General features: G+C 70.8%; 23 protein-coding genes and 1 tRNA gene. 12 read left to right on the top strand and 12 right to left on the bottom strand.

All coding sequences use genetic code 11. The features are described 5' to 3' along the window. Positions 1 to 5: 5 nt before the first annotated feature. Positions 6 to 341: a DUF3263 domain-containing protein gene (locus tag C2865_RS06815; protein ID WP_106397360.1), complete on the bottom strand. Its 336-nt coding sequence runs from the start codon at positions 339 to 341 to the stop codon at positions 6 to 8. A gap of 479 nt (positions 342 to 820) precedes the next feature. On the opposite strand from C2865_RS06815, the gene C2865_RS06810 reads away from it, so the two are divergent. Both C2865_RS06810 and mycP read left to right on the top strand, forming a co-directional pair. Further along, positions 821 to 1348, top strand: a complete 528-nt coding sequence (locus tag C2865_RS06810; protein ID WP_106397359.1) for a MarR family winged helix-turn-helix transcriptional regulator — start codon at positions 821 to 823, stop codon at positions 1346 to 1348. Between the two features lie 70 nt (positions 1349 to 1418). Continuing rightward, positions 1419 to 2834, top strand: coding sequence for a type VII secretion-associated serine protease mycosin (mycP, locus tag C2865_RS06805; RefSeq protein ID WP_157963596.1), 1416 nt, complete (start codon positions 1419 to 1421; stop codon positions 2832 to 2834). Here mycP and C2865_RS06800 read toward each other — a convergent pair. Beyond that, the gene (locus C2865_RS06800) at positions 2813 to 3412 is read right to left on the bottom strand and encodes a hypothetical protein (protein WP_157963595.1); all 600 of its coding nucleotides are present in this window, start codon (positions 3410 to 3412) and stop codon (positions 2813 to 2815) included. The two genes, mycP and C2865_RS06800, sit on opposite strands and share 22 nt — an antisense overlap. 568 nt (positions 3413 to 3980) lie before the next feature. Between C2865_RS06800 and C2865_RS06795 the strand changes: the two genes are divergently transcribed. Further along, the gene (locus C2865_RS06795) at positions 3981 to 4322 is read left to right on the top strand and encodes a YciI family protein (protein ID WP_232835432.1); all 342 of its coding nucleotides are present in this window, start codon (positions 3981 to 3983) and stop codon (positions 4320 to 4322) included. A gap of 4 nt (positions 4323 to 4326) precedes the next feature. Then, positions 4327 to 5574 carry an RNA polymerase sigma factor gene (locus C2865_RS06790; protein WP_106397355.1) on the top strand — a complete coding sequence of 416 codons (1248 nt, stop codon included), beginning with the start codon at positions 4327 to 4329 and terminating at the stop codon, positions 5572 to 5574. A gap of 61 nt (positions 5575 to 5635) precedes the next feature. Here C2865_RS06790 and C2865_RS06785 read toward each other — a convergent pair whose 3' ends face one another. Further along, complete coding sequence (locus tag C2865_RS06785; RefSeq protein ID WP_198653011.1) at positions 5636 to 6205, bottom strand: TetR/AcrR family transcriptional regulator; 570 nt, start codon at positions 6203 to 6205, stop codon at positions 5636 to 5638. 128 nt (positions 6206 to 6333) lie between these two features. Here C2865_RS06785 and C2865_RS06780 point away from each other — a divergent pair, with 128 nt between their 5' ends. Both C2865_RS06780 and C2865_RS06775 read left to right on the top strand, forming a co-directional pair. After that, positions 6334 to 7155 (top strand): acyl-CoA thioesterase, encoded by an 822-nt coding sequence (locus C2865_RS06780; RefSeq protein ID WP_106397353.1) that lies wholly within the window; start codon positions 6334 to 6336, stop codon positions 7153 to 7155. An 83-nt stretch (positions 7156 to 7238) separates the two neighbouring features. After that, the gene (locus C2865_RS06775) at positions 7239 to 7541 is read left to right on the top strand and encodes a hypothetical protein (protein WP_157963594.1); all 303 of its coding nucleotides are present in this window, start codon (positions 7239 to 7241) and stop codon (positions 7539 to 7541) included. A gap of 660 nt (positions 7542 to 8201) precedes the next feature. Here the strand turns inward: C2865_RS06775 and C2865_RS06770 are convergent. Both C2865_RS06770 and C2865_RS41335 read right to left on the bottom strand, forming a co-directional pair. Beyond that, a complete protein-coding gene (locus tag C2865_RS06770) occupies positions 8202 to 8723 on the bottom strand; it encodes an LURP-one-related/scramblase family protein (protein ID WP_198653009.1) in 522 nt (173 codons plus the stop codon). A 98-nt stretch (positions 8724 to 8821) separates the two neighbouring features. Then, positions 8822 to 8950, bottom strand: coding sequence for a hypothetical protein (locus C2865_RS41335; RefSeq protein ID WP_269802693.1), 129 nt, complete (start codon positions 8948 to 8950; stop codon positions 8822 to 8824). Positions 8951 to 9489: 539 nt separating this feature from the next. On the opposite strand from C2865_RS41335, the gene C2865_RS06765 reads away from it, so the two are divergent. Both C2865_RS06765 and C2865_RS06760 read left to right on the top strand, forming a co-directional pair. Next, positions 9490 to 9846, top strand: coding sequence for an SHOCT domain-containing protein (locus C2865_RS06765; RefSeq protein ID WP_232835404.1), 357 nt, complete (start codon positions 9490 to 9492; stop codon positions 9844 to 9846). 157 nt (positions 9847 to 10003) lie between these two features. Continuing rightward, positions 10004 to 11614, top strand: coding sequence for an MFS transporter (locus tag C2865_RS06760; RefSeq protein ID WP_106397350.1), 1611 nt, complete (start codon positions 10004 to 10006; stop codon positions 11612 to 11614). A 203-nt stretch (positions 11615 to 11817) separates the two neighbouring features. On the opposite strand, the gene C2865_RS06755 is transcribed toward C2865_RS06760, so the two are convergent. From C2865_RS06755 to cysS, 3 genes are all read right to left on the bottom strand, one after another. Next, a tRNA-Thr gene (locus tag C2865_RS06755) sits at positions 11818 to 11894 on the bottom strand. 31 nt (positions 11895 to 11925) lie between these two features. Continuing rightward, complete coding sequence (rlmB, locus tag C2865_RS06750; RefSeq protein ID WP_106397349.1) at positions 11926 to 12849, bottom strand: 23S rRNA (guanosine(2251)-2'-O)-methyltransferase RlmB; 924 nt, start codon at positions 12847 to 12849, stop codon at positions 11926 to 11928. Positions 12850 to 12917: 68 nt separating this feature from the next. After that, entirely contained in the window at positions 12918 to 14303 is a 1386-nt protein-coding gene (gene cysS / locus C2865_RS06745) for a cysteine--tRNA ligase (RefSeq protein ID WP_106397348.1), read from the bottom strand. A gap of 128 nt (positions 14304 to 14431) precedes the next feature. On the opposite strand from cysS, the gene C2865_RS06740 reads away from it, so the two are divergent. Then, positions 14432 to 15442 carry an MFS transporter gene (locus C2865_RS06740; protein ID WP_106397347.1) on the top strand — a complete coding sequence of 337 codons (1011 nt, stop codon included), beginning with the start codon at positions 14432 to 14434 and terminating at the stop codon, positions 15440 to 15442. A 7-nt stretch (positions 15443 to 15449) separates the two neighbouring features. On the opposite strand, the gene ispF is transcribed toward C2865_RS06740, so the two are convergent. Next, entirely contained in the window at positions 15450 to 15935 is a 486-nt protein-coding gene (gene ispF / locus C2865_RS06735) for a 2-C-methyl-D-erythritol 2,4-cyclodiphosphate synthase (RefSeq protein ID WP_198653000.1), read from the bottom strand. A 49-nt stretch (positions 15936 to 15984) separates the two neighbouring features. Next, positions 15985 to 16467, bottom strand: coding sequence for a CarD family transcriptional regulator (locus C2865_RS06730; RefSeq protein ID WP_106397345.1), 483 nt, complete (start codon positions 16465 to 16467; stop codon positions 15985 to 15987). Positions 16468 to 16787: 320 nt separating this feature from the next. Here C2865_RS06730 and C2865_RS06725 point away from each other — a divergent pair, with 320 nt between their 5' ends. Together C2865_RS06725 and C2865_RS06720 are read left to right on the top strand one after the other, a co-directional pair. Beyond that, a complete protein-coding gene (locus C2865_RS06725; protein ID WP_157963593.1) occupies positions 16788 to 17495 on the top strand; it encodes a hypothetical protein in 708 nt (235 codons plus the stop codon). Positions 17496 to 17612: 117 nt separating this feature from the next. Next, positions 17613 to 18380: a copper chaperone PCu(A)C domain-containing protein gene (locus tag C2865_RS06720; RefSeq protein ID WP_106397343.1), complete on the top strand. Its 768-nt coding sequence runs from the start codon at positions 17613 to 17615 to the stop codon at positions 18378 to 18380. A gap of 67 nt (positions 18381 to 18447) precedes the next feature. Here C2865_RS06720 and C2865_RS06715 read toward each other — a convergent pair whose 3' ends face one another. Together C2865_RS06715 and C2865_RS06710 are read right to left on the bottom strand one after the other, a co-directional pair. After that, complete coding sequence (locus tag C2865_RS06715; RefSeq protein ID WP_106397342.1) at positions 18448 to 19128, bottom strand: response regulator transcription factor; 681 nt, start codon at positions 19126 to 19128, stop codon at positions 18448 to 18450. Continuing rightward, complete coding sequence (locus tag C2865_RS06710; protein WP_106397341.1) at positions 19125 to 20294, bottom strand: sensor histidine kinase; 1170 nt, start codon at positions 20292 to 20294, stop codon at positions 19125 to 19127. Before C2865_RS06710 ends, C2865_RS06715 begins: the two co-directional genes overlap by 4 nt. Positions 20295 to 20468: 174 nt before the next feature. Between C2865_RS06710 and phoU the strand changes: the two genes are divergently transcribed. Then, positions 20469 to 21134, top strand: coding sequence for a phosphate signaling complex protein PhoU (phoU, locus tag C2865_RS06705; RefSeq protein WP_106397340.1), 666 nt, complete (start codon positions 20469 to 20471; stop codon positions 21132 to 21134). The last annotated feature ends 35 nt before the right edge of the window (positions 21135 to 21169 follow it).

Genomic DNA, 21169 nt, shown 5'->3' with positions numbered 1-21169 from the left:
CGGATTCAGGGGTTGAAGCCGAAACGGCGCGCGGCGCGCTGCCGCTGGCGCTGCGCCCGCACCTTGCGCAGGCGCTTGACCAGCATGGGGTCGTGGGCGAGCGCCTCCGGCCGGTCGATGACGAGGTTGAGCAACTGGTAGTAGCGGGTCGAGGACATCTCGAAGGCCTCGCGGATCGCCTGCTCCTTGGCGCCCGCGTGCTTCCACCACTGCCGCTCGAAGGCGAGGATCTTGCGGTCCCGGTCGGACAGGAGGTCTGAGGGGAAGGCACGCGGGTCGTCCTGATCGGCGCCGGCCGCGCCGGACGCGGGATCTTCTTCGGGAACATCGGCCGCGTTCATCGGGGGTCCCTTTCCATGGGGTTGTGAGCCCGTCGTCCGGGTTTGGCGCATCACTCTAGCGGGCCCATCTGACACCTGGCTGCCATTCCGGCCGTCCATCTACGCGGTTATCCACCCGGTGGCCCCCCGGTTTTCCCCCTTCCCCGGCTTCCCTCTTCCCGCCCGTTTCCCGGCTGTCACTTCGCTCACATCCGTACCGGCCGCGAGGCGCTGACCTGCTGCTCTGCGGAGCGTGTCGACGAAGTCACCGCTTTTCGCATCCGATCATGGTTTGCGAAGAAATATGACGGTGAAAAGAGATCATGAATGGACAGGTGACGGAACGCGCCCGGGAGGAAAACGATTAACGTGATCCCGGACGGGACGTCCGCCGCGTCCCGGGGCCCGTGCGCGAAACGGGGAGACGCCTGTAGCGTGCAGGTGAAGACCTGCCGTGCCCCCTCCCGTCCGGCGCGGCCCCCGACCCTCGGGAAGGCCTGATGCAGACCTCCGCCGACGATTCCGTGCCCTCCCGGATCGGGAGCTCCCTGCTGCGGCTGCGCCGGGTCTGGGCCCGCCCCGATCTGGTGCGCAAGGTCGGGGAGCAGACGCCGGGGAGCCGCCCGCTCCAGCTGTCCAACCTCATGGTCGTCACCGCCGTCGGACGGCTCGGCGCGTGCGGCGGCGAAGTCACGGTCGGAGCCGTCGCCGAACGGCTGGAGATCGACCCCTCGACCGCGTCCCGGCTCGTCGGGCACGCCATCGACGCGGGCTTCGTCACGCGCCGCCCGTCCACCTCCGACGCGCGGCGGGCCGACCTCCAGCTGACCGAGACCGGCCTGCGGGTGCTGGAATCCGCCGACGAGCACCGCAACGCCTACGTCTCCAGGGTGATGCGGACCTGGCCCGAGGCCGACCGCAGGGAGTTCGCCAGGCTGCTCACGGCCTTCACCGAAGGCGTCTGCGCCGAGCCCCTGGACTCCGGCGACCTCTGCGAGATCTTCTCCCGGGTGGAGGACTCTCGGTGAGCGGCCGGACGCGGGGAGCTCCCGACGCCCATGGCACAATGTCCCATCCACGATGAATGAGGAGGTCCGCATGCGGGCGCGCGCGGCACTGCCCATCCTCGCCCTTCTCGCCTGCACCCCCGGAGTGCTGGTACCGGCGGCCGCCCACGCCGACCAGATCCGCGACATGCAGTGGATCCACAAGAACCTGCAGCTCAACAAGACCTGGAAGTACTCCAGGGGCGCGGGCGTGACCGTCGCGGTCCTGGACACCGGCGTCGACCCCACCCACCCCGACCTCAAGGGCAAGGTCATCACCGGGCCCGACTACACCGGGCGCAGCACCCCTCCGGACAGCAGGTACTGGGCGCTGCACGGCACCGCGATGGCCGGCATCATCGCCGGGCGCGGCCACGGCGCGAACCGCGGCGACGGCGTCATGGGCGTCGCGCCCGGCGCGAGGATCCTCTCCCTCAAGGTGACCTGGGAGAACAAGGACCCCGCCCGGAACAAGAAGCAGTTCCTGGAGATGAACAAGGACGCGATGGCCAAGGGCATCCGCCACGCCGTCGACAACGGCGCCAAGGTCATCAACATGTCCCTCGGCGGCGGCAAGGCCGACTACACCGGCAGCGAGACCGAGCAGGAGGCCATCGACTACGCCGCCTCCAAGGGCGTCGTCGTCATCGCGTCCATGGGCAACGACGGGGCCGACGAGAACCGCCGCAACTTCCCCGCCGCCTACGACAACGTCATCGCCGTGGGCGCGGTGGACAAGTCGTTCAAGCACTGGAAGTCCAGCAACCACAACCCGTGGATCTCCGTGGCGGCGCCCGGCGTCGGCATCGTCACCACCCAGCCGGACAACGCCTACGCCACCGACGACGGCACCAGCGCCTCCGCCGCCATCGTCACCGGCGTCGCCGCGCTCATCCGCGCCCGCTACCCCGACCTGACCCCCGCCCAGATCAAGGACGCGCTCGAACGCGGCACCACCCACCGGCCCGCCTCCGGCCGCAACGACCAGGTCGGCTCGGGCGTGGTCCACGCGTGGAAGGCGCTGCTGGCCGCCCACCGCATCGCCGAGTCGACGGACTCGGTGATCCTCTCGCCCGCCGAGCAGGCGGCCACGGACCCGACCGCCGAGCCCCCGCCCGTGCCCGCGAAGTCCGCACCGGACTCCGCCAGGGCCACGGCGGCCGAGGAGGCCCGGAAGGAGAAGGAGAAGAAGGAAGAGGGCTTCTCCGGCTTCGTCATCATCATCCTCGCCGGGGGGACCGTCCTCGTCACCGCCGGCCTCGGCCTGGCCTGGCGCTCCCGCCGCAACTCCCGCCGGGACGACCCCTTCGACGGCGAACCGGTGGGCGCCCTCATGGGCATGAACGACCCTCCGGCGGCGATCCCCTCGGCGCCTCCGGCTCCCGAGGAGCCCCGCCCGTCCGTCCATGCGCCGGCGGGGCCGGACGTCGACCCGCACGACGAGTCCTACCGCCCGCCGTGGGCCTGATCCGCGAAGACCCGCTCCATCACCGCGGCGCAGAAGAGCCCCGCCCCGGCCGCCTGCCGCTCGCACTCCCGTCCCACGAGCCCTGACAACGCGTTCGCCACCGGATCCCCGGCGCTCCGCGGCCCCACCGGCGGCACGGCCCTGAAGACCCGCCGGTGAGCGTCCGCCTTCGCGTACCGCACGGCCCGAGCCGGTTCGGCCCGCCGCACCGGCTCCGCCGCCCGGCGCTTCGGCTCGACCCGCTTCCGCGGCGCGGCCTTCACCCGCCTCGGCGCGGAATCGGCCGCCCGCGTCGCCTCCCCGGCGTCCGGCCTCTCCCCGGCCCCCGTCTTGCGCACCCAGGCGACCGGCACCCGCCGCGCCTCCCGCTCCCGTCCCCGCTCCCCGCCGAGCACGACGGCCGCCGCCCCGTTCCCGCCCGGCACCGCCCCGACCGCCGCCGCCGGCGCGTCGCCCTCACCCCGCTCCGCGAGCACGGCCCAGCCCATCCCCGCCACCACCACTCCGGCGAGCACCACGGTCCCCCACCCCGGCCCGTCCCACCGCGGCCGCGCCGGCACGCTCCGGTAATCCCCCATCGGCGGCATCCACTCCATGGCCAGTCCTCCCAGACGTCCTCTCGAAAGCCGCCCACATCTAACGCGGATCCCGCCTCTCCCCGGCCTCCGGTTATTCCTTACTCATGCCGATGACCTACCGAACCCGGACCCGACACGCGGCCTCCCCGACCCTCCCTTGAAACTCCGGCGCTCCCGGCGGTGCCCGTCCGGCGTGACGACGCCACCGGATACTCCGCAGATCTCATGCACCGCCGAAGTCACCTGCCTCTCCAGGCTCTCGCCTTTCCGTCGAGGTCCCCGGCCGTCCACAACTCCGTCCACAGCTGTGGATAAGTCCGTCAATGAACAGCCTTTCCGAAGATCCCGGCCAGGGCGGTACCGGAGCCCCTCATTCCCGTTGCGGCGGGACGAGCGGAATCTTCCTCCCGGCGGGTCCCGTGGGGGCTCCCACGTATCCTGACCGTTTCGGGGTGTCCCGAAAAAATCCGGGGGCGTTGTCGATCCGGGCGCATCGCGTACGTCGTCATGGTGTGCGGCGCCTCGCCGCACGGAGCAAGAGACGACAGGAGTCCGAACCTTGAAGTACATGCTGCTGATCCACGCCGGTGCGGTCAACGCGGAGGGCGGCGCCGAAGGCTGCACCGTCCAGGACTGGATGGAGTACGACAAGTCGGTGCAGGACGCCGGGATCTTCGTGTCGGGCGAGTCGCTGGCCGACCTCGTCACCGCCACCACCGTCCGGGTCGCCGCCGACGGTGAGCGCACCGTCGTCGACGGGCCGTTCGCCGAGACCCGCGAGGTGCTCGGCGGCTTCTACGTCATCGACGTCCCCGACCTCGACGTCGCGCTGGACTGGGCGGCCCGCTGCCCGGGCGCGCGCGGCGGCGGCAGCGTCGTGGTCCGCCCGGTCGCCGACTTCGGGGCCTGAGGCGATGCGCGGGGAGGCGGCCGGAGCCGTCGAATCGGTCTTCCGTGAGGAGCACGGCCGCCTCCTCGCCGTCCTCGTCCGCCGCTTCGGCGACCTCGACCTCGCCGAAGAGGTGGCCTCCGAGGCCCTCGAGGCCGCACTCGTGCACTGGCCCGTCCAGGGCGTCCCCGACCGGCCCGGCGCCTGGCTGCTGACCACGGCGCGCCGCAAGGCCGTCGACCGGCTGCGCCGCGACCAGGCGTACGCCGCCCGGCTGGCCGTCCTGCAGGCCGAGACCGACCGCGCCGCCCCGCCACCCGCGGACGACGGCGCCGACATCCCCGACGAGCGCCTGCAGCTGTTCTTCACCTGCGCCCACCCGGCCCTGCCCCCGGAGGCGCGCGGCGCCCTGACGCTGCGCTGCCTCGCCGGGCTGACCACGCCCGAGGTCGCCCGCGCCTACCTCGTCCCCCAGACGACGATGGCGCAACGCATCGTCCGCGCGAAGAAGAAGATCCGCGAAGCGCGCATCCCCTTCCGCGTCCCCGAGCCCCACGAGCTGCCCGCCCGCCTCCCGGGCGTGCTCCAGACCCTGTACTCCCTCTTCAACGAGGGCTACAGCGCCAGCTCGGGACCCGACCTCCAGCGTCCCGACCTGGCCGAGGAGGCCATCCGCCTGACCCGCGTCCTGCACCGCCTCCTGCCCGCCGCACGGGAGACGACCGGCCTCCTGGCCCTGATGCTCCTGACCCACGCCCGCCGCGCCGCCCGCACCGCCCCGAACGGCGACCTCGTCCTCCTGGCCGTCCAGGACCGCGCCCGGTGGGACCGCCCCCTCATCGAGGAGGCGCTCCCCCTCCTGCCCGCCGCGCTCGCGGGCGGCCCGCCCGGCCCCTACGCCGTCCAGGCCGCGATCGCCGCCCTCCACGCCGAGGCCCCCACCTTCGCCACCACCGACTGGCCCCAGATCGTCGCCCTCTACGACGTCCTCCTCACCCTCACCCCCTCCCCTCTGATCGCCCTGAACCGCGCCGCGGCCCTGGCCATGCGCGACGGCCCCGAACCCGCCCTGCTCCTCCTGGACGCCCTGGCCGACGAGGACGAGCTCCGCGCCCACCACCCGTACCACGCGGCCCGCGCCGACCTCCTCCACCGCCTGGGCCGCCTCCCCGAAGCCGCGGCCGCCTACCGCCAGGCCCTCGCCCTGGCCGGCACGGCACCCGAACGCACCCACCTGCAACGCAGGCTCCGCGCCGTCGACCCCGCCGCCTGACGCTTCCTGTGCTTCGAAGGCGGCTTGCTCCCCCGGCAGGACGTCCCGTGGCCGCGGGAGTTCACCGTTCGTCCGCCGGAACCGTCGGGTTCGGGGATCCGGTCACCGAGCGGCACAGGATGCTCAGCTCCTCGACCGCCTCGTCGAGGGGGGCCGAGGTGCGCTGGGCCTGGGCGATGACGAGCGCGCCTTCGAGGCCGCCGACGACGAGCATCGCGACGGAGCGGGCCCGCCGCCGCTCGGCCCCGTCGGCGACGAGCCTGTCGGCGATCAGGTCGCGCCAGGTCTCGAACGCCGTTCCCGCGACGTCGCGGGCGCAACGCTCGGTGCCCAGGGCCGCCGCGACGATCGGGCAGCCGACGGCGTAGTCGCCCGCCTCGAGGCCGCGCCGCCACAGGCCGGCCAGCGCGCGCAGGGCGCCCGGCGCGTCCGAGGCCTCCAGCACCCGGGCCATCCCGGCGCTCAGGTGTTCGGCGGCGCCGCGGGTGGCCTCCTCGACGAGCTGGGGCTTGCCGCCGGGGAAGTGGTGGTAGACCGAGCCGCGCGGCGCGCCGCTGTCGGCCAGCACGTCCGCGAACGAGGTCGCGGCCACGCCGCGCCGGCGGATCAGCTCGATCGCGCTGCGGATCATCGCCTTCCGTGGCCCGTTCGGGTCCGGCCTTCTTCCCATACCGCCCGCTCCCCTGCCGCTGTTTCTATGTAGGGTGTCATACATACTTCCGGTGCGCACCGGAATCCGTCCCGCCGTAAGGAGACAGCGTGACCGAGATCGACGCCCTTCCGCACCCGTTCGACACGGCCGTCACCCTCACCCCCGCCGCCGACGGCCTCCTGCGCGGCCGGACCCACCCGGGCTACGCGAACATGGTCGGCCCCTTCGGCGGCGTCACCGCCGCCGCCCTCCTCCAGGCCGTCCTGCAGCACCCCGACCGCCTAGGCGACCCGCTGTCCCTCACCGTCAACTACGCGGGCCCCGTGGCCGACGGCGACTTCGACATCACCGCCCGCCCCGTCCGCACGAACCGCACCACCCAGCACTGGATCCTCGAACTGGCCCAGGACGGCGTCGTCACCACCACCGCCACCGCCGTCTTCGGCACCCGCCGCGACACCTGGTCCGACACCGAAGCCGACATGCCGCAGGCCCCCGCCCCCGAGACCGTCCCCGCCGGAGGCTTCCCGGACTTCATCCGGTGGGCCCGCAACTACGAGATGCGCTTCGTCGAAGGCCCCATCCCCCAGGAAGGCGACGGCGAGCACCCCGACTCCACCAGCACCCTCTGGATGCGCGAAACCCCGCCCCGCCCCCTGGACTTCCCCGCCCTCACGGCCCTCTGCGACGCCTTCTACCCCCGCGTCTTCCTCCGCCAGGGCCGCTACATGGCCGCGGGCACCGTCTCCCTCACCATCTACTTCCACACCGACGCCGCCGAACTCCAGTCCCTCCCCGACGGCCACGTCCTGGGCACCGCCCGCACCCACCGGTTCTCCCGCGGCTACTTCGACCAGTCGGCCCGCCTCTGGTCCCGCACCGGCACCCTCCTCGCCTCCACCCACCAGTGGGTCTACTTCAAGGACTGACCTGCGGGGAACGCCGCAGGAAAAGGAACATTCCGCAGCCGCCAGCGCACCGGCACTTCGGCGTCGTGCAGTAGCCTCAGGGCGTGTTGAACACGTTCAATAAGTGGCTGAGCGATGCGTTCCTCGCCGTGCTCGCCCTGGGAGTGCTCGGGTTCGGTCTGATGTGGCCGATGATGGCACTCCTCTCGGGATCCTCCGCCGCGATGCTCGGCGAGGATCTGGACCTCGGACTGTGGTTTCTTTTCCTGGTCACCGTCCCCGGCATCGCCGGTGTCGCGATGTTCCGCGTGCTGCTCGGCTTGCGCGCACGGTCGCGCTGGCTCCTCGCCCCGCTGGTGTTTCCCGTGCTCTGGCTGTTCCTGCCCGTCGTGTTCGCCGCGGCATGAGGGCAAGGACGGCTTCACCGCGATCCACAGAGGTGAGCCGAGCCCTGGAAAAGGACTCACCGGTCTTCTGAGCACGGGCGCCCAGGCCGACGGGCCCTGTATTCCACTGGTCGTCGGGGGTGTCGGCCCTGCAGCGCCGCTCAGGCCCGTGCCCGGCCTTCCCTTCGGTCGGCTGTGGGCGGGAACTTCGGAACCCGGCTTCCACGATCCAATCGCACTCGTTTCTTCCCGCATGCACGGGGAGGCCGGAGCGGGAGCACGCCTCGAGAGGGAGTCGCGGTGGGTCCGTTCGCCGTGTCGCCCTCTTTGATGACGAGAAGGGCCGGACGAGCACTCCGCCGTCCTGGATCACCGAGCTCTGCGCTGCGGACAGTTCATGGCCGATCAAACGCTCGATCTGTTCGGCGGACTCCACGGAGAGAACGCCTCGGAAGGAGCTTTCACCGCATTCCGGACCGAAGACATGGCCAAGGCGGCCGGAACGCCTTCGAGCCGGGCGGGCGGTTCACAGATCCGGTGAAAACGATCTCCCGGCCTGAGGCCGGGCCGCGAGGGCAACCCTTGATCACAGTCGTGGCGGGGCGGACGGCCCGCCGTCGGCAACGGCCCTCCGCGACCACGTGGAGGGCCTTCGTCTCGGAGAGCGGGTGTCTCCTCCCCTCAGCGGCCGGCGTGGCTGATCGCGTCGATGCACACGGCGATGGCCAGCAGCAGCGGAACGTCTTCGCCGGAGGCGATCGAGACACCATAGGTGTCACGGGCGCGCACCCACCGTTTGGAGACCCTGGCGATGTCGACGCCGTCCCGGCTGATCGCGTAGTCGTGGTCGACCACGTTTCCGCGGATGTGCAGATCCTCGCCATCGGCGATGTTCACGGTGAACCGGTCGCGGATCCCGATCAGCGCCTTGCTCAGGGTCGCGACGGTCTCCCCTTTCCGCTCGATGACGAAGGTCTGCCGCAGCCGCAGGAACTTGCTGTGGATATCGAGCAGTTCATAACCGTCGGCGGCTTCCAGCCTGAAGGTCTTGCGCAGCCGCAGGGTCTTGCCGTTGACGCGGAAGACGCGCTGCCCGACGCCGTTCTCGATCCAGAAATCATCGCCGAACGAGAGCATCTTCTGCTGCATCTGGTATGTCTCGGTGACCGCCGGAGCGGTACCGGACTTGTTGCGTCCGAACATCTCGTTTTCCTTGTTCTGTCAGACCGGCGCGTTTGCCCGGGCCGCGCGCACAGCGCTTCGAAGTGCCTGCTCGTCCTCACCCGAAAGGGACATGTGGATCAACTGGCGCCGCCAAGAGAGCCGATCCCCGTATCTCCGTCCCCGGTCCGGTGGAGTTCGATGCCGTGCTCACGGGCCTGTCGCGCGGTGGCGAGATCAGGATGGGCGACTGCGATCAGATCACTCATACGCGTTCCTCCGAACCGGTGTGGACGCACGGCCGCCCGCATCAACTAATACCCCAAGAAATCTCCACATAGAGGATACAAACAGCTACTTCTGGACCAACAGCCTCAATAAACCAGACATCAACCGCTCTTCCGCAAATTCTCCTTAAACAAAGCACTACGGTTGAACACATCCGAATTCTGGCCAGCCTTGCCGGGGAATCCCTCCAGTACCGCGCGGTCACCGCTTCGATCACGACCCGAACGCCAGGATCCCGGCACCTTCGACTCCGGCGCACTTCTCGCGGCGGCCCTCGACCCGACCTCCGGACGACGCCGGACCCGCCGATCCGCCCCACCGTCCGGGCCCTGCCGGCCTACCGCCCGGGTCTCGCCGAACAGACCGCACCCGCCCTCTCCAACGGTTCGTTCAATGAACGAAATCCATATCTACAGAATCCTTAAGGAGAAATGATCGATGGAAAGTTCCCGATATCGATCACAATAAGATAGGACTTCATCTTATGGATGATTACCCCTTTCTCGAGATCTTCTGGACCATGTTCGTCTTCTTTCTGTGGATCATCTGGCTGACCATTCTCTTCAGGGTCTTCGCCGATATCTTCCGCAGCCACGACCTCGGCGGCTGGGGCAAGGCGGGTTGGACGCTCCTGGTGATCGTGCTGCCGTTCCTCGGCGTCTTCGTCTACATCCTCGCCCGTGGAGGCGGCATGGCCGAACGCGAGATGGAACGGGAGCGGCGCATCGCCCTCAAGACCTATACGCGCCACCTCGCGGCGGAGAGCACACCGTCGAATCACGCCGACGCGCTGGCCACACTCGCCGACCTCAAGAACCACCACGAGATCACGGAAGAGGAGTACCAGCGGGCCAAGGAACAGGTGCTCGCCGCCTGAGCAGACCGCCGAGGGCGCGTCACGGACACCGCGCTTCCGGGAGTTCCTCGCCGAGCGGCAAGGGACGGCTTCCCGCCCGGAGCCTGACATGACAACTCCTGGTCGTCATATCTCTTTACGTACTGCCGCGATGCAGGAAGATCGGCCGGGAGGCGAGATGGGCCGGTGGAAGCCGCTGGTCGTGCTGGGAACCGCCCAGTTCCTGATGGTGCTGGACACCTCGGTGATGAACGTGTCGATCAGCCGGCTGGTCGAGGACTTCGACACCGAGGTCACCGCGATCCAGGCCGTCATCACCCTGTACTCCCTGGTCATGGCCGCTTTCATGATCACCGGTGGCAGGCTCGGGGACATGTTCGGGCGGCGGCGCCTGTTCGGCATCGGCCTGGCCGTGTACGGCGCGGGATCCGCGCTGACCGCGGTCGCGCCCACCCTGTGGATGCTGGCACTCGGCTGGTCGGTCATCGAGGGGCTCGGCGCGGCGATGGTCCTGCCCGCCCTCGCCGCTCTGGTGGCCGGGGCCTACCAGGGCCGGGACCGCGTCGTCGCCTACGGTGTCATCGGCGGCCTGGCCGGGGCGGGCATCGCGGTCGGCCCGCTGCTCGGCGGATGGCTGACCTCCTACCTGACCTGGCGGCTGGTCTTCGTCGGGGAGGTCGTCCTCGTCGTCGCCATGCTGGCGGTACTCCGCTGGGTCGAGCGAGATCCTCCTTCCGGCCGCCGCGTGGCCTTCGACACCGTCGGCGCGGTGCTGTCGGCCGCCGGGCTGGCACTGGTCGTCCTGGGCGTCCTGCAGAGCAGCTCCTGGGGTTTCCTCCAACCGCGCAACTCACCGGTCACGGTCTTCGGATTCTCGCTCACGGTGTTCGTGATCGGGGCGGGAGCCCTTCTGCTGTGGTGCTTCCGGGCATGGGAACGGCACCGTGAGGAGCACGGCCGCGATCCGCTCATCCGCTTCGAGCTCTTCGGCATCGCGCCTCTGCGTTCGGGACTGGCGGTGCTTCTCGGCCAGAACACCATCCTTCTCGGCCTGTTCTTCGCCATTCCGCTCTACCTCCAGGTCGTCCAGGGCCTGGACGCGTTCCAGACGGGGCTGCGGCTGCTCCCCGTGTCGGCCACCATGCTGCTGGCGTCGTTGAGCGGACCCGCGCTGTCCCGGATGGCCTCGCCCCGAACCGTGGTCCGAGCCGGATTCGCGGTCCTGCTCATCGCGATCCTGTGGCTGCTCACCACCATCGACCCCCGGATCGACGACCCCTCCTTCCTGACGGCGATGGCGGTACTCGGCCTGGGCATGGGCCTGCTGGCCTCCCAGCTGGGCAACGTCGTGCAATCCAGCGTCGAGGAAAGGGAGCGCAGCGAGGCCGGCAGCCTCCAGTACACCTCCCAGAACCTGGGCTCGGCGCTCGGCACGGCGTTCATGGGCGCCCTGGTCATCAGCGCCCTCGCCGCGGCGTTCACCTACCGGGTAGCCGACGACCCACGTGTGTCGGCCGCCGTCAAGGAGCAGGCGGGAGTCGCCCTGCAATCCGGTATCTCCTTCGTGCCCTCCGGTGAGGTGCGCGTCGCCCTCGCCGAAGCCGGGATCCCGTCGGCCGAAGCCGACGCCCTCGTGGAGCAGTACTCCTCAGCCCAGCTCACCGGCCTCAAGACCGCCATCCTCGGCGCCGGAGGCATCGCCGTCCTCGGCCTCGTGTTCGCCCGCGGCCTTCCATCCCGGCGCCCGGAGGGACCCGCGCCCGACCACGAGGACACGGAGCTGCGGTGACTTTCCCGAAGCCGAACCCCGACGTCGCCGTACGTGACCGTCACAGGTACGTCTCTCCCTGACCGAAACGGTCTCGCGCCGCCGCTCCGGCACGCTCGGCCACCTCGAAAAGCGGCACGGCGCCGCTCCGGACGGAACGGCCGGAACGCGAGCGCCGGTATGAACACAAAGGCCCTCCGCGGATGCGCGGAGGGCCTTCGACGTGGAGCCCCGTATCGGATTCGAACCGATGACCTGCTGTTTACAAGACAGCTGCTCTGGCCGGCTGAGCTAACGAGGCGGAGAAGCCACAGGGGCATGGTAGCCGGAAATCAGGTGTGGCGCTGGCGGGCCAGTTCGTAGAGGGCGATTCCGGCGGCGACCCCGGCGTTGAGGGACTCGGCGTGGCCGAACATGGGGATGTGGGCCAGGAGGTCGCAGTGGTCGGTGACCAGGCGGCTGAGGCCCTTGCCCTCGGAGCCCACGACCAGGACGAAGGGGCCGTCGGCGGCGGGGATGTCGGCGATGGAGTGGCCGCCGTGGGCGTCGAGGCCCGCGACGAAGCAGCCGGCGTCCTGGTATGCCTTGAGCTGGCGGGTGAGGTTGGTGCAGCGGGCGACCGGGAGGTTGGCCAGGGTGCCGGCGCTGGTCTTCCAGGCGCCCGCGTTGACGCCGGCGCTGCGGCGTTCGGGCAGCAGGATGCCGCTGGCGCCGAAGGCCGCGGCGGAGCGGACGATCGCGCCGAGGTTGCGGGCGTCGGTGACGCCGTCGAGGGCGACGATCAGCGGGGCGGTGCCCTGCAGGAGGTCGTCGGGGTGGGCGTAGCGGTACGGCTTCACCTGCAGGGCCAGGCCCTGGTGGACGGCGCGGTCGGTCAGGCGGTCCAGCTCGGGCTTGCCGCACTCCAGCAGCGGGATGCCGCGGTCGGCGGCGATCTTGATGGCCTCGCGGGTGCGCTCGTCGCTGTCGGCCATGTAGTACAGCGTGGTGCCGGGCACGCCCTCGCGCAGCGCCTCCAGGACCGGGTTGCGGCCGTGGACGAGCTCGGGCGCGTCGGGGCGCCGGGCGGCGGCGGGGCGCTCCGGACGGCTCTGCGCGGAGCCCGCGCGCGGCGCGCCGGGCTTGCGCGGTCCCAGGGTCTTGCTGCCGGTACGGGACGCGTTCTTGGCGGCACGCGCCTTGACGCGCTTGCCGTGCCAGTGCCTGTCCTCGGCCTTGGCGGTGACGCTCGGGCCTTTCTTGCCCTTTTTGGTCATCCGGCTGCCCCTCCCTGGAAAAAACCGTCTCTCCAGGGTATAGGCCCGCGCGCCCCCGCCGGACGGGATCAACCCCGCCGGATGTCGAACCTCGGTCCCTGCGGTGTGTCCTCCACCACGATCCCGGCCTCGGCCAGCCCGTCGCGGATCGCGTCGGCGGCCGCCCAGTCCTTGCGCGCCCGCGCCGCCTGCCGCTGCTCCAGCGCGACCTTGACGAGCGCCTCCACCACCGGACGCAGGTCGTCGCCTCCCCCGGTGGACGGCGGGTCGAGCCCCAGCACGCCCGTCATCGCCCGCACCGACGCAGCGGCCTCCCGCGCCGCCGCCTGGTCGCCGGACGCCAGGGAGCTGTTGCCGGCCCGGACGGTCTCGTGCACGACGGCGAGCGCCTGCGGGACGCCCAGGTCGTCGTCGAGCGCCTCGATGAACGCGCGGGGCAGGTCCGCGGACGGCTTGACCTCGCCGAGCGCCTCCCCGGCCCGCACCAGGAAGCCCTCGATCCGCTGGTAGGCGGCGGCCGCGTCGTCCAGGGCGCCGGGCGTGAAGTCGATGATCGAGCGGTAGTGCGCCGACGCCAGGTAGTACCGAGCCTCGACGGGACGGACCCGGGCCAGCAGGTCGTCCAGGTACACCACGTTGCCGAGGGACTTGCTCATCTTCTCGCCGTCGATGGTGAGCAGCCCGTTGTGCATCCAGTACCGGGCGAAACCGTCTCCGGCCGCCTGGGACTGGGCGATCTCGTTCTCGTGGTGGGGGAAGATCAGGTCGACGCCGCCGCCGTGGATGTCGAACGTCTCGCCGAGGTACCTGGTGGCCATCGCCGAGCACTCCAGGTGCCAGCCGGGCCGTCCGGGGCCCCAGGGCGTCTCCCAGCTCGGCTCGCCCGGCTTGGCGCCCTTCCACAGGGCGAAGTCCCGCGGGTCGCGCTTGAGGTCCTCGTTGGGGGTGTCCCCTGCCGAGCGCATGTTCTCGAGCTTCTGGTTGGACAGCCGCCCGTAGTGCTCCGCCCACGACTTCACGTCGAAGTACACGTCGTCGCCGGCGTTGTAGGCGTGGCCCTTGTCGATCAGCCTTCTCATCAGCACGATCATCTCGGGCACGTGCCCCGTGGCCCGCGGCTCGATCGTCGGGTCCAGGCAGCCGAGCACCCCGTAGCCGCGGTTGAAGATCCGCTGGTTGGCCTCGGCCACCGCGAACCACGGCACGCCGGACTCCTGCGCCACCGCGATGATCTTGTCGTCGACGTCCGTGACGTTGCGCGCGAACGTCACCTCGTACCCCGAGCGCCGCAGCCACCGCACCAGCAGGTCGTAGATCACTCCGGAGCGCAGGTGGCCGATGTGCGGCGCGGCCTGCGGCGTGGCCCCGCACACGTACAGCCCGACCCGACCCGGCCGCAGCGGCTCGAACTCCCGGACGGTACGCGTACTGGTGTCATAAAGGCGCAGACTCACGAGACGCAAGGCTACTAGGCACCGGGGCCCCGGTGATGGCGTTGAGGCAGTTGTCGGCAAGTGACGCATAAGTGGTGCTTGGAAGGGGAAGATGGATCTTCCATACGTTCGTCTTCCCCCGAGGCGTCATGAATCCCGCTCCCTCCCGTTCGCAGCGCGCCTTCACCGTGATCGGCTTCCTGGCCGCCGCCGGGCTCACCGCCGGGGCGTTCGTGCTCTCCTACGACGCCCTGCGCCTGCTGGCCCTGGCGGGACTGGAGGGCGGCAACGCCGACCGGTTCGGCCGGTACTACCCGGTGGTCTACGACGGTCTGGTCGCGGTCGCCCTGCTGGCGGTCTTCGTCGCCCGCCACTCGCCCTGGTGGGTGCGCTGGGTGCGCTGGCTGGTGCTGCTCGCCCTGGTCGCGGGCGGGATCGCCGCCTCGGTGCAGCACGCGCTCGACGGTTTCGAGCCGGTCCGGGGCACCGCGCTGGAGGCGGGGGTGGCGTCGGCCCCGTGGGTGGCGGCGCTGCTGGCGATCTGGTTGTGGGTGTCGATGTTCCGGCAGCTGCGGGACGGCGCGCAGCGGCGCGCCGGGCGGCGGTCCGGCCGGCACCGGCCCTCCAGCACCAGGAAGGCCGACGACACGCCCGAGCCGATCCCCGGCCCGGCCGCCGAGAACCGCGACGAGGACCGTCCGGAACAGCAGACGGACCCGCTGCCGCTGCCGACCGCCGAGGACCTCCCCGAGGCCTACCGGGAGCCCGCCGAACCCGAGCCCGAGCCCGACCCCGGCCCGTGGGACACCCCGTGGCCCGACGGTGCCCGCGAGGCCCGGCAGGCCCTGCCGGAACCGCCGGAGGAGGAGGAACGCCCGGTACGCCCGTCCCCGACCCTGCCGACGGACGTGAAGCTGGTCGGCCGGCCCGAGAAGAAGCCCGCCCCCGAACCGGACGAGCCGGACGAGGAGGCCCCTGCCGCGACGACCGTGCCGGAGTTCCCCCTCCCCGGACGCCCCGAGCCCGAAGAGGCCCGCGCGCAGGAGGACGGCACGGAAGACGGCGAGGAGACCCTCGAGGACTGGGCGACCTACTCCCCCGAGCGCAATCCCCCGTCCGGCACGCTGCGCAGCGGTCCCGTCCCGCCCGAGAAGGGCTGACCGGGCCTCAGCGGGGGAAGATCAGTGCGGTGGCGACGGCGGCGATGCCCTCGCCCCGCCCGGTCAGGCCGAGACCGTCGGTGGTGGTGGCCGAGAGGCTGACGGGCGCCCCGTCGAGCACGGCGCTGAGCGTCCTCTCCGCCTCGCCGCGCCGCTTGCCGATCTTGGGGCGGTTGCCGATCACCTGGATCGCGACGTTGCCGATCTCGTACCCGGCCTCGCGCACCAGCCGGTGCACCTCGGTGAGCAGCACCGCGCCGGACGCCCCGTGCCAGCGGGGGTCGGCCGTGCCGAAGACGGCGCCCAGGTCGCCCAGCCCCGCGGCGCTCAGCAGCGCGTCGCAGGCGGCGTGGGCGGCCACGTCGCCGTCGGAATGGCCTTCGATGCCGTCGCCCTCACCGGGCCACTGCAGCCCGGCCACCCAGAGCGGGCGGCCGGAAGCGAACGGGTGGACGTCGGTACCGACGCCCACCCGTGGATGCATCTGTGTCATGTGGGGTATTAAAGCCCACGACCCGGGGAAGACCTCCCGGTGAAGAGGATCAGCCGGCGAGCACCTCGTCCAGCAGAGCCTCGGCCTTGTCCTCGTTGGTCTTCTCAGCGAGTGCGAGCTCGCTGACGAGGATCTGCCGGGCCTTGGCGAGCATGCGCTTCTCGCCGGCCGACAGGCCGCGCTCCTTGTCGCGCCGCCAGAGGTCGCGAACGACCTCGGCGACCTTGTTGACGTCACCGGAGGCCAGCTTCTCCAGGTTCGCCTTGTAACGCCGAGACCAGTTGGTGGGTTCCTCGGTGTAGGGCGCCCGCAGCACCTCGAACACCTTCTCCAGGCCTTCCTGGCCGACCACATCCCGGACACCCACCAGCTCGGCGTTGTCTGCGGGGACGCGTACTGTAAGGTCTCCCTTGTCGACCTTCAGCACCAGGTAGGTCTTGTCCTCACCCTTGATGGTGCGAGTCTCGATGGCTTCGATCCGAGCAGCCCCATGGTGGGGGTAGACGACAGTGTCGCCGACCGTGAAAGTCATGTGACAAGTACCCCTTCCGCTAGGGACTAGGATACCACGCTCCGCTCACCCTGCGTACCGGACAAGCGTACATTTCCGCAGGTCACGCCAGTAATTGGGGTCTTGACAAACCCTCCGACCGGTGCAAGCACCGCCCCTGAGCTCATTGTTCTACCCAGGGGCAACATCTCTGCAACCTACCGGCAACAAGGAGAAACGCCCCTTCTCACTCTGTTCACGCCTTCCGGAAGAACGCTGATTTTCTCGGCCCTGGACGTGGCCTTCGGCGCGGAGCGGACCATACTGGGAATCGGGTACGGCCGCCGGAGGCGAGGTGCGGCATGAGACATGGCGGTGACGACGACTACGGCCTTCCCCGCGTGGACGTGGTGGTCCCGGACGACGCGCGCGAGCTGGACGCCGACGTGGCCGCGTGGCGGCGCGAGGAGAAGGAGAAGCGGCGCAGGGAGCGCCTGCGCCGCCTGCTGCGCCCGCTCACCCGGCACGGGCTCGCCCTGCCGGTCCTGGCCCTCACCGTGGTGCTGGCTCTCGTCAGCGGCGTCCTCATCACCTTCTTCGGCCCCCGGCCCCTGCCGCAGAGCCCCGCGGCGCCGCTGGCCTCCCCCACCGCCGCCGTGGGCTCGGTCGGCGGCTCCCTGCCGGACGTCCGGGTCGTGGTGAACGCCACCTCCCGCCCCGCCGAGACCCTCCGCCCCGCCCTCCTGGTGATCCTGCCGCCGGAGTGCGGCTGCGAGCGGCAGCTGCACGCGCTGGCCCGGCAGGCCGTCGGCCAGTCCCTGCGCTTCTACCTCCTGGCCGACCTGAGGAAGGGCGACCGGAGCGTTCAGGAGGCCCACCGCGACCTCCGCCCGGTGGTGAACCGCATCACGGAGGCGGTGACGGGCGTCGTCGACGACCCGCAGAACGCCCTGGCCGCCGCCTACCGGGCGCAGGGCCTCACCGTGGTGACCGTGCGCGCCGACGGGCTGGTCTCCCAGGTGCTCCGCGACCTCGGACCGGAGATCCACTCCCGCCTCATCAAGGTCTGATCGCAGAACGCACCCCCGGGCCGAAGCACCTGTACCCCCTCGCTACGATTCGTCCGGACAAACCTCCATTCACTACCGTCACAGCACTGTGCGTGCACTTCTGAGGAGCTCGTCGTCGTGATCCGCAAAGTCGCCCTGCTGGCCGTTGCCGGCTCCCTCGCCCTGACCGGATGCGGCACGGGGAACAACGCGGAGAGCAGCAAGCCCAGCCAGCTGACCGAGGGCGTCAACCTCTCCCAGAACGGGATCGACGTCCGCAACCTCTTCGTGCTCGGCCCTGCGCCCGGCGCCAAGCTGCCGATCGGCTCCTCCCTCTCGGTGTACGGCTCCCTGATCAACAACGGCTCCGGCCAGAGCGACGCCCTCACCGGCGTCACCGTCGCCGACGGCATGGTCGAGCTCGGCACCGTCAAGGGCGGCGCCGTGGAGCTGCCCCGGCACACCGCGGTCGACCTGTCCAAGCCGGCCGCAGGCCCCGCCGGAAGCGCGACCCCGGCCCCCACCCGGATGCCGTCCCAGGCCCCCACCGGCCAGGCCGCCGAGCAGGAGGGCGGCTCCGCGGTGGTGCTGAAGAACACCAAGCAGGAGTTCCTCGGCGGCGAGTACCTCCGCCTGACCCTCCAGTTCCGCGACGCCCAGGCGATCAAGGTGACCGTCCAGGTCATCCCCGCCCACGGCGAGTTCTCCACCCTGGCCCCGGCGACCGTCACCACCCCCTCGCCCAGCCAGAGCTCCGCCCCCGCCGGCGAGCACGGCGACGAGCACGGCCAGACCGGCGACCACGCCGAGACCGGCGTCGAGGCCACCCCGGCCGCCAACCCCACCGCCTCCAAGAAGCCCAGGAACGGGAACAAGGAGCAGGAGCAGGAGCAGCACGAGAACTGACGCTCCGCTTGTACACGCGAGAAGGCCCCCGGCGCTCAGCCGGGGGCCTTCCTCGTCCGGCGGGGACTCAGGGCTCGAACTTGTAGCCCAGGCCGCGGACGGTGATGATGTAGCGCGGCTCGGACGGCTGGGGCTCGACCTTGGCGCGCAGCCGCTTCACGTGGACGTCGAGGGTCTTGGTGTCGCCGACGTAGTCGGCGCCCCAGACGCGGTCGATCAGCTGCATGCGGGTCAGGACGCGGCCGGCGTTGCGCAGCAGCACCTCCAGCAGCTCGAACTCCTTCAGCGGCAGCTGGACGGTGTCGCCGCCCACGCTGACGATGTGGCGCTCCACGTCCATCCGGACGGGCCCGGCCTCCAGGACGGCCGGGGTGAGCTCCTCGACGTCGCCCTGGCGGCGCAGGACCGCGCGGATCCGGGCGACGAGCTCGCGGGAGGAGAACGGCTTGGTGACGTAGTCGTCGGCGCCCAGCTCCAGTCCCACCACCTTGTCGACCTCGCTGTCCTTGGCGGTCAGCATGATCACCGGGACGTTCGAGCGGGAGCGCAGCTCGCGGCAGACCTCGGTGCCGGGCAGCCCCGGCAGCATCAGGTCCAGCAGGACGAGGTCGGCGCCGTTGCGGTCGAAGGTCTCCAGGGCGTCGGGCCCGGTGGCCGCCACGGCCACCTCGAAGCCCTCCTTGCGCAGCATGTAGGACAGGGCGTCACTGAAGGACTCTTCATCCTCGACGACGAGTACGCGGGTCACGGAATGTCCTCCCGGACTGACTGTTCTTCTGGGGATCGGGGGTGTTCCAGCAGGGGAAGCCGCAGGCCGAAGGTGGAGCCGGAGCCCTCCTTGCTCCAGACCGTCACCTCGCCTCCGTGTTTGGTGGCCACGTGTTTGACGATGGCCAGGCCGAGACCGGTGCCGCCGGTCTCGCGGGAGCGGGCCGGATCCACCCGGTAGAACCGTTCGAAGATCCTCTCCAGCTCGCGTTCGGGGATGCCGATGCCCTGGTCGGTCACGCTGAGCTCGGCCCTGCCGTCCAGGACCCGGGTCTCGACGGTGACCCGGGTGCGCTCGGGGCTGTAGGAGACGGCGTTGTCGATCAGGTTCTTCAGGGCGGTGTTGAGCAGCTCCTGGTCGCCGCGCACCTCCAGCCCCTGGACTCCGGTCACGACCAGCTCGGTGCCCTTGCCCTCGGCGGTCGTGCGGGCGCGGTCCACCGCCTCGGCGACGACGGCGTCCAGGCAGACGCGCTGGTCCTCGGCGAGGGGTTCGTCGCCCTGCACGTGCGACAGGGTGATCAGGTCCTGGACGAGGCTGGACAGCCGCGCCGCCTCCAGCTGCATCCGCCCGGCGAACCGCCGGACGGCCTCCTCGTCGTCGGCGGCCGCCTCGACGGTCTCGGCGAGCAGCAGCAGCGCCCCGACGGGGGTCTTGAGCTCGTGGCTGACGTTGGCGGCGAAGTCCCGCCGGATCGACTCGACGCGGCGCAGCTCGGTGAGGTCCTCGGCGAGCACCAGCACCAGCCCCTGGACGCCCAGCGGGGCGACCCGCACGGCGAACCAGCGGGTGTCGTGCCGGCTGGGGCCCAGCTGCAGCTCGGTCTCGCGGATCTCGCCGTCGCGCTGCACGAGCCGGGACAGCGCCAGCAGCTCGTCCACCATGAGCCGCTCGTCCTTGACGATGCCCAGGGCGCGGGCGGCCGGGGAGGAGCGGCGCACCCGGTCCTCGCGGTCCACCACGACGACCGAGAAGGGCAGGACGCCCAGGACCGCGGCGAGCCCCTTGGGCAGCGCCCCGGCGGCGTCGGGGGGCGGGGAGCTCTTGCCCTGCGCGGCCTCGCTGAACCGGATCGCCAACCCGGTGGCCAAGCCCCCGATCAGCCCGACCAGTCCGGCCAGGCCCGCGGCCATCTCGATGTTCACATGACGGATGGTAAGCGGCTTCCGGGGCGTCCTCGCACTACAGAAGGGCACCGGGTCAGGGCGTTCGCCCAATGTTCACCTCTATATCCGGTTGAGTTCACAGCCCCTGTGGAGCATGTGAGACGAGAGAAGCGGCCACAGCGGAACACGACCGTGCGAACACAAGGAAACACTTTGCGCGACGCCTACCACGACGAACTCGACGGAATCTCCTACAAGCTGGTGGAGATGACCCGTCTGGTCCGTTCCGCCATGGACCGGGCGACCACCGCCCTGCTGGACGCCGACGCCCGCCTCGCCGAGGAGGTCATCAGCGGGGACAAGGCGATCAACAAGATCGACCTGGAGATCGAGGAGACCGTCTTCGACCTCATGGCCCGCCAGCAGCCCGTCGCCGGCGACCTGCGGACCCTGATCACGTCCCTGCGGATGAGCGCCGACCTGGAGCGCATGGGAGACCTGGCGGCCCACCTCGCCAAGACGGCCCGCCGCCGCCACCCCGAGTCCTGCGTCCCGCCGGAGCTGCAGCCCACCGTCCTGCAGATGGGCCAGATCGCCGTCCGCCTCGTCGCCAAGGCGGGCAGCGTCATCGCCTCCCAGGACGTCGCCATGGGCCTGGAGCTCGACTCCGACGACGACGCCATGGACAAGCTCCACCGCAGGCTCTTCGACGTCCTGCTGTCCCCCAAGTGGAAGCACGGCGTCGAGAAGGCCGTCGACATCACCCTCGCCGGCCGCTACTACGAGCGCTTCGCCGACCACGCCGTCCACGTCGCGGGCGACGTCGTCTACATGGTGACGGGCCAGCGCCCCGAGGACATCATCGACGAGTTCTCCTGAAGCCCTCCCGAAGGCCCCGTGAAGGCCGAAGGGGC

The sequence above is a fragment of the Actinocorallia populi genome (assembly GCF_002995495.1).
Lineage (GTDB): Bacteria > Actinomycetota > Actinomycetes > Streptosporangiales > Streptosporangiaceae > Actinocorallia > Actinocorallia populi.
This window is presented reverse-complemented; position numbering and strand designations above follow the sequence as displayed.